The organism is Brenneria tiliae, from assembly GCF_023347575.1.
GTDB classification, from domain to species: Bacteria; Pseudomonadota; Gammaproteobacteria; order Enterobacterales; family Enterobacteriaceae; genus Brenneria; species Brenneria corticis.
Map to the genome: position 1 here is coordinate 1 of NZ_JAKPCB010000085.1, position 12,869 is coordinate 12,869.

10 protein-coding genes and 1 pseudogene are annotated in these 12,869 nt (G+C 58.6%); 5 read left to right on the forward strand and 6 right to left on the reverse strand.

Annotated elements, in window-relative coordinates; genetic code table 11:
• The 5 genes and pseudogenes from MFP24_RS02010 to aroG form a co-directional block, all read left to right on the forward strand.
• Positions 1 to 185 (forward strand): annotated as a pseudogene (locus tag MFP24_RS02010) (IS256 family transposase); the annotation flags it as partial.
• 212 nt (positions 186 to 397) lie between these two features.
• Positions 398 to 1,114, forward strand: coding sequence for a DUF554 domain-containing protein (locus MFP24_RS02015; protein WP_249228938.1), 717 nt, complete (start codon positions 398 to 400; stop codon positions 1,112 to 1,114).
• Between the two features lie 456 nt (positions 1,115 to 1,570).
• Entirely contained in the window at positions 1,571 to 2,632 is a 1,062-nt protein-coding gene (nadA, locus tag MFP24_RS02020) for a quinolinate synthase NadA (protein WP_249228939.1), read from the forward strand.
• Between the two features lie 80 nt (positions 2,633 to 2,712).
• Positions 2,713 to 3,438 (forward strand): nicotinamide riboside transporter PnuC, encoded by a 726-nt coding sequence (pnuC, locus tag MFP24_RS02025; protein ID WP_249228940.1) that lies wholly within the window; start codon positions 2,713 to 2,715, stop codon positions 3,436 to 3,438.
• A gap of 232 nt (positions 3,439 to 3,670) precedes the next feature.
• A complete protein-coding gene (gene aroG, locus MFP24_RS02030) occupies positions 3,671 to 4,726 on the forward strand; it encodes a 3-deoxy-7-phosphoheptulonate synthase AroG (protein ID WP_249228941.1) in 1,056 nt (351 codons plus the stop codon).
• A gap of 134 nt (positions 4,727 to 4,860) precedes the next feature.
• On the opposite strand, the gene gpmA is transcribed toward aroG, so the two are convergent.
• From gpmA to MFP24_RS02060, 6 genes are all read right to left on the reverse strand, one after another.
• Positions 4,861 to 5,613 carry a 2,3-diphosphoglycerate-dependent phosphoglycerate mutase gene (gene gpmA, locus MFP24_RS02035; protein ID WP_136167950.1) on the reverse strand — a complete coding sequence of 251 codons (753 nt, stop codon included), beginning with the start codon at positions 5,611 to 5,613 and terminating at the stop codon, positions 4,861 to 4,863.
• Positions 5,614 to 5,761: 148 nt separating this feature from the next.
• Positions 5,762 to 8,887, reverse strand: a complete 3,126-nt coding sequence (locus MFP24_RS02040) for an efflux RND transporter permease subunit (protein ID WP_249228942.1) — start codon at positions 8,885 to 8,887, stop codon at positions 5,762 to 5,764.
• Positions 8,884 to 10,371 (reverse strand): efflux RND transporter periplasmic adaptor subunit, encoded by a 1,488-nt coding sequence (locus MFP24_RS02045; protein WP_249228943.1) that lies wholly within the window; start codon positions 10,369 to 10,371, stop codon positions 8,884 to 8,886. Before MFP24_RS02045 ends, MFP24_RS02040 begins: the two co-directional genes overlap by 4 nt.
• Positions 10,368 to 11,627, reverse strand: coding sequence for a TolC family protein (locus tag MFP24_RS02050; RefSeq protein ID WP_249228944.1), 1,260 nt, complete (start codon positions 11,625 to 11,627; stop codon positions 10,368 to 10,370). Before MFP24_RS02050 ends, MFP24_RS02045 begins: the two co-directional genes overlap by 4 nt.
• 13 nt (positions 11,628 to 11,640) lie before the next feature.
• Positions 11,641 to 11,973: a copper-binding protein gene (locus MFP24_RS02055; RefSeq protein WP_249228945.1), complete on the reverse strand. Its 333-nt coding sequence runs from the start codon at positions 11,971 to 11,973 to the stop codon at positions 11,641 to 11,643.
• Positions 11,974 to 12,047: 74 nt separating this feature from the next.
• Positions 12,048 to 12,488: a hypothetical protein gene (locus MFP24_RS02060; RefSeq protein WP_249228946.1), complete on the reverse strand. Its 441-nt coding sequence runs from the start codon at positions 12,486 to 12,488 to the stop codon at positions 12,048 to 12,050.
• Positions 12,489 to 12,869: the final 381 nt, after the last annotated feature.

Consider the following 12,869-nt stretch of genomic DNA (forward strand, 5'->3'; position numbering starts at 1 on the left):
AGTTCAGGAAGTTGACGAAAACCAAAGGCGCATTCCCTAACGAAAACAGCCTGTTAAAGCTACTTTATCTGGGGCTGATGAATGCGCAGGCAAAATGGACAATGCCGCTCCAGAACTGGAATTTGACATTGTCGCAGTTAGCCATTTATTTTGACGGACGGCTGAATAACGTGATTACGCTATAACGATTTTATTGTGACACGGAATTCTGAACGCTCTCTTCCTGATATTCTCCTCTTGCCATATTCAGCCATGACCGTTTCCCCGTTATCCGACGGTTTGCTGTATATTACGTTTCTTTAGTCCTCCGAAAGGGACCGTATAGCCGTCGGTATTTCTATCAGCCCGTGGGCTATATGTTATGAGGTAAGCACGATAGCAGTGGTAAGGGAGTTTTATGATCGGTCCTTTGATTAATGCCGCCGCCATTATTATCGGCGGCGGGCTTGGCATCGTGCTGCGGCGTTTTATCCCGCAGCGATTGCAGGACGGGCTGCCGCCGGCATTCGCCATGGTGTCGATAGCAATGGGCATTACGCTGGTTATTAAAGTGCAGCAGCTGCCCGCGGTGGCGCTGGCGATCATCATTGGCGTCGCGGCCGGCGAATTATTGCGTATGGAGTACGGGGTACAGAAAGCGGGGACTGCGGTGCAACGCGCGCTCAGCCGTATAGTTCCGGCGCCTGAGCATCGCCTGCCGCAGGAGGTTTACTCGCAGAATTTCACCGCGCTTATCGTGCTGTTCTGCGCCAGCGGCACCGGGGTCGTCGGGGCGCTGACCGAAGGGCTGAACGGCGACTACCAGTTGCTGATTATCAAATCCGCGCTGGATATTTTCACCGCGTTGATTTTTTCCATTACGCTGGGTGTCGCGGTTATGTCGATCGCCATCCCCCAGCTTATTGTCCAGTCGCTGCTGTTTTTCTCCGCCAAGCTGATTATGCCGTTTATGACGGAGGTCTCGTCCGGTGATTTCTCCGCCTGCGGCGGCATTATCATGATTGCGGTGGGGCTGCGGATTGCGCAGATTAAGACCTTCGCCGTGGTGAACTTTCTCCCCGCGCTGTTTCTGGTCATCCCCATATCGCTGTATTGGCATCGATTCTTTGCCTGAAGTCCAAACCTGATTTTATGACGGGCTTCCTGCCCGTCACCCTACGGGCCGTTGCTGCGCAACGTTAAAAATTGTTCCCGACATTTGCTATGACGGGCTTCCTGCCCGTCACCCTACGGGCCGTTGCTGCGCAACGTTAAAAATTGTTCCCGACATTTGCTATGACGGGCTTCCTGCCCGTCACCCTGCGGGCCGTTGCTGCGCAACGTTAAAAATTGTTCCCGACATTTGCTATGACGGGCTTCCTGCCCGTCACCCTTCGGGTCGTTGCTGCGCAACGTTAAAAATTGTTCCCGACAATTTTTTAATGCAATAAACAAAAAAACGATATTTATGCAAAAACAGAGCGACTTCGCGCTTTTTTTTCGCTAATTTGTTTAGGATAAAAAACACTACGGCCTGAATGGGGTGTTTTTGCGCGTTCAGGCCCCTGAGTTGTCATCATGGAAATCCATAATGAACATCCTTTTTGATAGCAATGAAACTATTTATCCCTTTCCGGCGAAGCCTAAGCCGTTATCGGATGAAGCAAAGCAGCGCTACCGCAGCAGAATAAAAACGCTATTGCGGCAGCGCGATGCGGTGATGGTGGCGCATTACTATACCGATCCGGAAATTCAATCTCTGGCGGAGGAAACCGGCGGCTGCGTCGCCGACTCGCTGGAGATGGCGCGCTTTGGCAGCACGCACCCCGCCTCGACGCTGTTGGTGGCGGGCGTGCGTTTTATGGGCGAAACGGCAAAGATCCTGAACCCGGAAAAAACGGTGCTGATGCCGACGCTCGAGGCCGAATGCTCGCTCGATCTCGGCTGCCCCATTGAAGCCTTCAACCGCTTTTGCGACGCGCATCCCGACCGCACCGTGGTGGTGTACGCCAATACGTCGGCGGCGGTAAAAGCGCGTGCCGACTGGGTGGTCACCTCCAGTATCGCGGTGGAGCTGATTGAACATCTGGATAGCCTGGGGGAAAAGATCATCTGGGCGCCGGATCGCCACCTGGGAAGCTATGTGCAAAAGCAAACCGGCGCCGATGTGCTGTGCTGGCAGGGGGCCTGCATCGTGCATGATGAATTTAAAACCCAGGCCTTAAAGCGTATGAAAACGCTCTATCCCGACGCCGCTATTTTAGTGCATCCGGAATCGCCGCACAGCGTGGTGGAGATGGCCGATGCCGTCGGCTCCACCAGCCAGCTTATTCAGGCCGCCAGAACCCTGCCGCAGCGGGAGCTGATTGTGGCCACCGATCGCGGCATTTTCTACAAAATGCAGCAGGCGTGTCCTGGCAAAACCTTGCTGGAAGCGCCGACCGCCGGCGAAGGGGCGACCTGCCGCAGCTGCGCGCACTGCCCCTGGATGGCGATGAACGGGTTGCAGGCGATTGCCGAAGGCCTGGAACAGAGCGGCGAGACGCATGAAATTCATGTCGATGCGGCGCTGAGGGAAGGCGCGCTGGTTCCGCTGAATCGAATGCTCGAGTTTGCTGCTACACTGAAGTTGCGCGTACGCGGCAATGCCTGATGGATTATGGTTTTTATTTATGCTTATGCATTGATATACCTAAAAAACCTTGTGGATGATGATTAAGACAGGATGGCGAGATGGATTTTTTCAGTACCGGTAATATTTTGGTTCATATCCCTTTGGGGGCGGGGGGATACGACCTTTCCTGGATAGAAGCGGTCGGCACGCTATTCGGGCTGCTTTGTATCTGGCTGGCAAGTCAGGAAAAAACCATTAACTATTTATTTGGTTTGATTAATGTCACGCTGTTTGCGGTGATTTTTTTCCAGATCCAGCTCTACGCCAGTCTGCTGTTACAGATTTTCTTTTTTGCCGCCAATATTTATGGCTGGTACGCCTGGTCGCGCAAGACGGATGCGAATCAGTTGGAGCTCAAGGTCCGCTGGCTGCCGCTGCCGAAACTGCTCGGCTGGACCGCGGTGTGCGTGGTGGCCATCGGGCTGATGACCCGCTATATCGACGCCGTATTCGCCGTGCTGACGCGTATTGCGGTCTCCGCTATGCAGGCGCTCGGACTGGGCGCGCAGATGCCGGAATTACAGCCGGATGCTTTCCCGTTCTGGGATTCCACCATGATGGTCCTGTCGATCGTCGCCATGATCCTGATGACGCGTAAATACGTGGAAAACTGGCTGCTGTGGGTGGTCATTGACGTTATCAGCGTGGTGATTTTCGCCTATCAGGGGGTTTACGCCATGGCGGTGGAATACGCCATTCTGACGCTGATCGCCTTGAACGGCTCCTGGCTGTGGATTAAAAGCGCCGGGGAAAACCGCTCCAGGCCGTTATCGCGCAGCCTGTAAGCCGGGCATAAGCTCAGAGCGCCAACCTGCAACCTTCATCCTGCGTTGGATAGCCGTCGAGTAGTTGATTATGTAGACTCGACCTATTTCAACGCCATGAAGTCGTCTGCTTGATATATAATAGCCAGTCTGCACGATGAAAAGTTTTGTTTTTCAATCTTACGGCTATCTTGCATAGGGATGGCGCATTGAGGGCGGTGCGAAATACCGCCCTGGAATTGATGGAATGACGATGAATTACCAAAATGATGATTTAAGGATTAAAGAAATTAAGGAACTTTTGCCGCCGGTGGCGCTGTTGGAGAAATTCCCGGCCACCGACCATGCCGCAGAAACGGTGTCGCTCGCGCGTTCCGCCATTCACAAAATTCTTAATCGCAATGACGACCGCCTGCTGGTGGTTATCGGCCCTTGCTCTATTCACGACCCGGAAGCCGCCAAGGAATATGCCGCCCGTCTGCTTAAGCTGCGTCATGAACTGCGTGACGATCTGGAAGTGGTGATGCGGGTTTATTTTGAAAAGCCGCGCACCACGGTCGGATGGAAAGGGTTGATTAACGATCCTCATATGGATCACAGCTTCCAGATCAATGACGGCCTGCGCATTGCCCGCCGGCTGCTGCTGGATATCAATGATGCCGGCATGCCCGCCGCGGGCGAGTTTCTGGATATGATCACCCCGCAATATCTGGCGGACCTGATGAGCTGGGGCGCCATCGGCGCCCGGACGACCGAATCCCAGGTGCACCGTGAACTGGCTTCCGGCCTGTCTTGCCCGGTCGGTTTCAAGAACGGCACCGACGGCACCATCAAGGTGGCGATCGACGCGATTAACGCCGCCAGCGCGCCGCACTGCTTCCTGTCGGTCACCAAGTGGGGACATTCGGCCATCGTTAATACCAGCGGCAACCGCGATTGTCACATTATTCTGCGCGGCGGCAAAACGCCGAACTACAGTGCGGAGCACGTTAAAGAGGTTAAGAGCGGTCTGGAAAAAGCCGGTCTGCCGCCGCAGGTGATGATCGACTTCAGCCACGCGAACAGCAGCAAGCAGTTCAAAAAGCAGATGGAAGTGGGTGAAGACGTCGGCCGCCAGATCGCGCAGGGCGAAAAAGCGATTGTGGGCGTAATGGTGGAAAGCCATCTGGTGGAAGGCAACCAGAATCTGGAAGGCGGCGAGCCGCTGGTATACGGCAAGAGCGTGACGGATGCCTGTATCGGCTGGGAAGATACCGACGTGCTGCTGCGCCGCCTGGCGGCCGCGGTGCGCGATCGCCGCAGCCGGTAAGCGGAATGGCGCTCAATAAAAAACCCGGCACGGCGCCGGGTTTTTTATGACGGGCTTCCTGCCCGTCACCCTGGCGGGCCGTCGCAAGCGACGTTGAAAATCGCTCCCGGCGATTTTTTATCGGTTCAGGATAGTTACTTGGCTTTACCCTGATTGGCTACCGCCGCCGCTTTAGCGGCGATTTCATCCTGGTTGCCCAGATAGTAGCGTTTGATCGGCTTGAAGTTTTCATCAAACTCATACACCAACGGCACGCCGGTCGGGATATTCAGCTCAAGAATTTCATCTTCGCCCAGGTTATCCAGGTATTTGACCAGCGCGCGCAGCGAGTTGCCGTGAGCGGCGATAACCACGCGCTCGCCGCTTTTGATGCGCGGCAGAATGGTTTCGTTCCAGTAGGGAACCACGCGCTCAATGGTCAGCGCCAGGCTTTCGGTCAGCGGCAGCTCTTTGTCGCTCAGAGAGGCGTAACGCGGGTCGTGCCCCGGGAAGCGCTCGTCATCGCGAGTCAGTTCCGGCGGCGTAACCGCAAAGCCGCGACGCCACTGTTTTACCTGATCGTCGCCGTATTTTTCAGCGGTTTCCGCTTTGTTCAGCCCTTGCAGCGCGCCGTAATGACGCTCGTTCAGCTTCCAGGATTTTTCCACCGGCAGCCAGGCTTGATCCAGCTCGTCCAGGATGCTCCACAGCGTATGGATGGCGCGTTTCAGCACGGAGGTGTAAGCGAAGTCAAAGGAAAAACCTTCGTCTTTAAGCAACTTGCCTGCGGCTTTCGCTTCTGTACGGCCCTTGTCGGACAGATCAACGTCGTACCAGCCGGTGAAACGGTTTTCGTTGTTCCACTGACTTTCACCGTGTCGTACCAGTACCAGCTTAGTTACAGCCATAGCTAAACTCCTTCATGTGCTAAGATTTCTGTGATAATTGGCTCCATTATAGGGGCGGGAAACGGTTATCGGCAATCGATAGTCGCCGGCGGCGTGATTTATCAGCCCGATATTTGTTCAAAATCACGCTCCGGCTTTATCGTTTCAGCTATTGCGCATCGTTCCTATGCAATAACAGATACACCGCCGGGATCACCAGCATGGAAAGCAGCGGCGCGCTGACCATTCCGCCGATCATCGGCGCGGCGATGCGCTGCATGATTTCCGAACCGCTGCCGCCGCCCCACATAATGGGCAGCAGGCCGGCCATAATGGTCGCGACGGTCATCATTTTCGGCCGCACCCGCAGTACCGCCCCTTCATGGATGGCGTCCATCAGCTGCCGCCGTGATAACGGCTGTCCCGGCAGACGATGTTTTTCCACCGCATGATTGAGATACAGCAGCATAATAACGCCAAATTCGGCCGAGACGCCCGCCAGGGCGATAAATCCCACCGCGCCGGCCACAGAGAGATTATAGCCGAGGATATACAGCAGCCAGACGCCGCCGATCAGCGCAAAGGGCAGGGTCGCCATAATCAGCAGGGCATCCTTGACCCGGTTAAAGGTGACATACAGCAGCACGAAAATAATCAGCAGCGTGAAGGGCACGACGATTTTCATTTTCTCCGTCGCGCGCTCCAGATATTCGAACTGCCCCGACCAACTTAGCGAAACCCCTTCCGGCAGCGTCACCTGCTGCGCAACGACCTGCTGCATTTCCTCAACGGCCGATTTCAGATCCCGGCCGCGCAGGTCGACGTAAATCCAGTCGGAAAGGCGGCCGTTCTCGCTTTTCAGCATCGGCGGACCTTCACTGACGCGGATATTCGCCAGCTCGGACAGGGCAACGCGGGCGCCGCTCTCCGTCACCACCGGCAAATCCCGCAGCTTTTCCAGCGAGTCGCGCAGTTCGCGCGGATAGCGGATATTGATGGGGTAGCGCTGGCGCCCTTCAATGGTTTCGCCGATATTCTGCCCGCCGATCAAGGTCGCCACCAGCGACTGCAACTCCTCCACCGACACGCCGTAGCGGGCGGCCCGCTGGCGGTCGATATCGATATCGATATAGCGGCCGCCGGCCAGACGTTCGGCCAGGGCGGACGTCACGCCCGGCACGTTTTTCACCACCCGTTCGATTTGCGCCGCAATACGTTCGATATCCTGCAGATTGTTGCCGTTCACCTTGATGCCCACCGGGCTTTTGATGCCGGTCGCCAGCATATCCAGACGGTTGCGGATCGGCGGCACCCAGACGTTGGCGATCCCCGGCAGGTTGACGGTGGCGTCCAGTTCGGCGATCAGCTTGTCCATGGTCATTCCCGGTCGCCACTGGTCGCGCGGTTTCAGGCGAATGGTGCTTTCCAGCATGGTGAGCGGCGCGGGGTCGGTGGCGGTTTCCGCTCTGCCGGCTTTACCGAAAACCGACTCGACCTCGGGAATGGTTTTGATCAGCCGGTCGGTCTGCTGCAGCAGCCGCGCCGCTTCCCGGGCGGAGATGCCGGGCAGGGTCGACGGCATATACAGCAGATCCCCCTCATCCAGCGGCGGCATAAATTCACTGCCGAGGCGGCTGAGAGGGAACAGGGTGAGCAGCAGTAATGCGCCGGAAATCAGCAGGGTGGTTTTGGGGTAGCTTAGCACTTTCTGCAGCACCGGGTGATAGGCGGCGATCAGCCAGCGGTTGAGCGGATTAGCCTGCTCATCGGGGATTTTCCCTCGCACGAAATAGCCCATCAGCACCGGCACCAGGGTGATCCCCAGTCCGGCGGCCACCGCCATCGCATAGGTTTTGGTGAAGGCCAGCGGGGAAAACATGCGCCCCTCCTGCGCTTCCAGCGAAAATACCGGCACGAACGACAGCGTAATGATCAGCAGGCTGCAAAACAGAGCCGGGCCGACTTCGGTGGCGGCGCGCTCGGTCAACCGCCACCAGTCCTTCTCGCGCGGCGTTTCCCCCGGGTGATCGTGACGCCACTGCTCAACCACCTTGTGCATGTTTTCTATCATTACGATGGCCGCGTCCACCATGGCGCCGATGGCGATCGCGATACCGCCCAGCGACATGATGTTGGCGTTCACCCCCTGATAGCGCATGATAATAAACGCCCCGAGGATGCCCAGCGGCAGGCTGATAATCGCCACCAGCGCCGAGCGGAAATGAAACAGAAACAGGGCGCAGATCACCGCCACCACCGCAAACTCTTCCAGTAACTTATGGCTGAGCGTTTCGATGGCGTGTTCAATCAGCTGCGAGCGGTCGTAGGTGGGGACGATTTCCACCCCGGCGGGCAGGCTTTTCTGGATTTCATTTAGCCGCGCCTTGACCGCATGCAAAGTTTCCAGGGCGTTTTTGCCATAGCGCAGCACAATGATGCCGCCCGCCACTTCGCCTTCGCCGTTCAGCTCGGCGATGCCCCGGCGCATTTCCGGTCCTTCCCGCAGGGTGGCGACGTCCTGCAGCAACACCGGAATGCCGTTACGAACGGTAATCACCACCTGATTGAAATCCTGCGCGCTGTGCAGATAGCCGGAGGTGCGCACCATATATTCCGCTTCCCCCAGCTCCAGCACCGAGCCGCCGCTCTCCTGATTCGCCGCCTGAATGGCGCTGATAATCTGCTGATGGGTAATATTCTGCGTGCGCATCCGCTCGGGATCGACCACCACCTGATACTGCTTCACCATGCCGCCGACGCTGGCGACCTCGGCGACGTTAGGCACGGTTTTCAGTTCGAACCTGAGCAGCCAGTCCTGCAGGGCGCGCAGGTCGGCCAGGCTATGCTTACCGCTGCGGTCCACCAGGGCGTATTCATAGATCCAGCCGACGCCGGTGGCATCCGGTCCCAGCGCGGTTTTGGCTTCCGCCGGCAGGCTGGACTGCACCTGGCTGAGGTATTCCAGCACCCGGGCGCGCGCCCAGTAAGGGTCGGTGCCGTCATCGAACAGAATATAGACGTAGGCATCGCCGAACATCGAGAAGCCGCGCACCGTTTTCGCCCCCGGCACCGACAGCATGGTGGTGGTCAGGGGATAGGTAACCTGATTTTCCACCACCTGAGGGGCTTTGCCCGGATAGCTGACGCGGATGATGACCTGTACGTCGGAAAGATCGGGGAGGGCGTCCAGCGGCGTTTTCTGCAGGGACATTATCCCCCAGGCCGCCATAAGCAACGCGGCCAGCAGCACCAGCAGCCGGTTTTTCAACGACCAGCGGATAACGTAGGCGATCATTGGTGGCCTCCATGCTCGGCGTGGGACGCGTCAAGGGGCGAGATCTGCTGAATATGAATGCCGCCGTCGTCCATGCGGAACTGGAAGCCGACCTGGCTGCCGATGCCGATACCCGGCGGCAGGCCCTCTGGCGGCAGGGTGAAATCCATGGTCATCGGCGACCAGTTAAGCGCCGGCACGGCGTCATGCTCGATGGTGAGCCGATTGCCGTTGACGGCCTTGATCACCCCCTGGGTTTGATAGCTGGCGCTATTTGCCCCATCGTTCTCCTGCCGTTCATCGCCAAACTGGGCGAGCGAGCTGCGCAGGCTGGCCTCGGAGTCAATCAGGAACTGACCTGACGTCACGACGTCGTCGCCTTCGTTCAGCCCGGCGGTGATCTCCGTCCAGTCGTTGTGGGTGATGCCGACGGTGACGTTGCGCGGTACGAAATGGCCGTCCCCTGCGCTCAGCAGTACCCGGTTGTGGCTGCCGCTCACCAGCAAGGCCTGTTGCGGTATCATCAATAGCCGTTGCGGCTGCGGGCCGGCAATCCGTACGGAGAGGTACATGCCCGGTTTTAGCTGATGCTCGGGGTTCTCCAGGATGACGCGGGCTTTCAGCGTTCTGGTGGCGCTGTCCAGCACCGGCAGCAGTTCGCTGACTTTTCCGCTGAAGGTTTTTCCCGGCCAGGCGCTGCTGCCGGCGACCACCTCGCTGCCAACGCTCAGCTGCGCGGCCTGGGCTTCCGGGTAATCCACTTCCACCCAGACCGGGTCCAGACTCGCCAACTCGAATAACGGCTGCGCCGGGGTGAGCTGCATCCCGGCGCGCACTTCCAGCTTATTCACGTAACCGGCTTGCGGCGCGGTAATCGTCATGCGCGGCTGTGGCTTGCCGCTGCGCTCCACCTGGCGAATCACCGCTTCCGGCATAAACGACAGCGCCAGCTTTTGCCGCGCCGCCTGCGTCAGCGAAGGGTCGCCGAATTGCCGCACCGCCAGATACTCCTGCTGCGCCGCCGCCCAGGCCGGGTTCCACAGCGTAGCCAGCGTTTCCCCTTGCTTTACCTGCTGTTGCGGCGCGTTCACCGCAAGCTGTTCGACAATGCCGCCGCTGGGGGCGACCAGCGTGCGCAGACCGCGTTCATTCAGCGCCACGGTGCCATAGCCCGACGTTTGCGCGTTGACGGTGCGTATTTCCGCCCGGGCGATGCGCACCCCCAGATTCTGCTGCTGGCGGGCGCTGATGGTCACGCCGCCGTCGTCCTGCGCCTCATCGGCGTAACGCGGAACCAGCTGCATATCCATAAACGGCGATTTACCCGGTTTATCGAAGCGTTTATCGGGCACCATCGGATCGTACCAGTACAGCACGGGACGTTCGGCCGCCGCCGGAGAGGCGGGCGCCGCCGCCCGATATTGCTGGCTGCCCCAGAAATAACCGCCGCCGACAGCGCTGACGATCGCCAGGGTAAGCAGGCCGAGAGTTAATGGCTTATTCATTGTAATGGGTTCCCCTGTGGCGTCAGATAGCGAATGGCCGCCCAAAGCTGCGCCATTTCCCGCGTGGCGTTCAGCGTGGCGATTTGGCTTTCCAGCATGGCGCGCCGCGCCTCCAGCACGTCGGCAAGGTTGCTGCCGCCGGACTGATACTGGGCCTGCATCAGCTTGTTGCGCTGCTGCTGGAGGGGAAGCACCTCATTTTTCTGGCGCTGCCAGCGTGACTGGGCCGCCTGATACTGCGCTATCAGCGTATCGAGCTGCGCCTGATGCTCCCGGCCGGTCAACAGCACCCTGTCGCGGGCCTCCTGGCTGCGGGCCACGTCGGCGGCGTAGTCTTTATCCTGCCGTTGGGATTTAAACAGCGGCAGGTCGACCGTCACCATCATGCCGGCCATATCGTCGTAGTTATCCCCGCGTTTGGCGTAATAGACTTCGACGCCCACGTCGGGGATGGCCGCCACCGCGGACTGCGCCGACCGCGCCTGAGCCAGCTCGGATTCGCGCTGCGCCAGCTGCATTTCCGGGTGCAGGTGGATGGTTTTACTCAGTTGTTCAGGTGAGGCGGGCAAACGTTCGATGCGGGGCAGCGCGCCGCGCACGTTGATATCCGGCACGCCGGTAAGTTGCACCATTCGCGCTTTCGCTATCTGCACATCCCGTTCGGCATCGGCCAATTTATCCTGCATCTCCGCCAGCGTCAGGCGGGCCTCCAGCACGCTGCTGGCTTCTCCTCCCGCGGCGACGCCGGCTTTTTGCAGTGCAATCTGCCGCTGGCTTTCGTTGACCAGCGAGCGCACGTCTTGCAGCGACTGTCGCGACAGCGCCAGTTCCAGCCAGGCCTGAGCGGTTTCCCGTTGCAGCCGGGCGCGAATGATGTCGTGATTGCTGCGCAGGCTGTCGGCTTCCACGCGCAAAGTCCGCGCCTTGTTGTCGCGTTTGGTGCTGCTGACATAGGTTTGCATAACGCCGATACGCTGCATCGTCATGCCTTCACGCGTCAGGCGGCTGCCGTTATTGCCGCCTAACGGCAGGTTTTCCACGCCGAACTTGAGTTGCGGATCGGGGAGTTGCGTGGCGGAGTCGGCCATGTTTTGCAGCGCGCGGATCTGGTGCTGATTGGCCGACAGGTCGGCGGAATAGCGTTCCGCCGCCTGTAAAGCCTGTTCAAGGTCCAGATCCGCCGCAAAGGAGGCGACAGGCAGCCACAGCAACATCGCCAGCCACGCTCCGGTTGAGAGCCGCTTGGATATGTTCATGTTCGTTCCCCGCTTATTTTTGCTGTGGCGTAATCGCGGTCAGGGTATAGCCGCTGTCGCTCTGGATAAAACTGAACGCAACGGGGGTCTCCGCCGGCAACGGCGCAAATTTGCCGGACTGCTGCGGCAGCCGGAACGCCATGGTCATCGCCGGCCACTGTAAATCGGCAATCGGACCGTGGGCGATGGTGACGCTGTCGGCGTTCCACTGTTTAACCGTACCGCTGGCCTGATAGGTCTTGGCGGCGGTATCCGCAGGGATCGCGGCGTGGTGCTGATGGTCGTTAGCCCACAGCGGGGAAGAGACAAGCAGACAGGCGAGAAACGCCGTATGAGTGACACGCATAATAATAGCTCCATAAAAACGATGAATAACAATCAATTACGCCAGCTGGCGCAGGTTGGTCATCAATCGTGGAGCTATTCTCTAAAGCGGCAGAAACGGATTTCAGCCGGGGGACCGGCGGCGGGGGGAGAAAACCAGGCCTCGCTGGCGCAGTTGACCGCGTGCGGCTGATCGGCCAGGGCCAGCTCGCTGCTGACCGGAAGAGCCAGCAACACCAGGGAGGCGTTGTCCTTCTTGATGGAGTCCGGCACGCAGTGTTTTTCGCACAGCGGCGTTTGCTGGTCGGCCGTAGGTTTCGGCATCACATCATGGTGGGAGTGATGAGAAGTTGTCTGTTGCAGATGCGCCTGATGCTGCATCAGCGGGGAATCTGGACCGACGGCCAAATCGCATTGATGCCCGGCGATGGCCAGTTGCGCATTCAGAAACAGCCAGCATAATGCCAACAGCCATCCCCACCTGCCTTTGTTGCGCAGATGATGAATGAACGACGGCGATAAACGGGATGCTGACATAACGTTTCCTTACAGAGCGTTATGCCAGTGTAATCGCCGGGATTTGTGCCGGGCAAGCACCGAATTGAAGAGATTTGTAAATTGGCGGGGGTAGGGTATTTTCTGCAACCTCGGGCCGCCGGCGGAAGCAGGTCCCCGCCTACAGCCGCGGGGACGACGAAAAGGCGTCATTCCCGCGCAGGCGGGAATCTCTTGCCTTGGTGCCGTATGCGGAAACGGGTCCCCGCCTACAGCCGCGGGGACGACGGAAAAGGCGTTATTCCCGCGCGGGCAAAAGTATTATTCCCGCACAGGAAAAGTGTTATACCCGCACAGAAAAAGTGTCATTCCCGCGCAGGCGGGAATCTCTTGCCTTGGTGCCGTATGCGGAAGCGGGTCCCC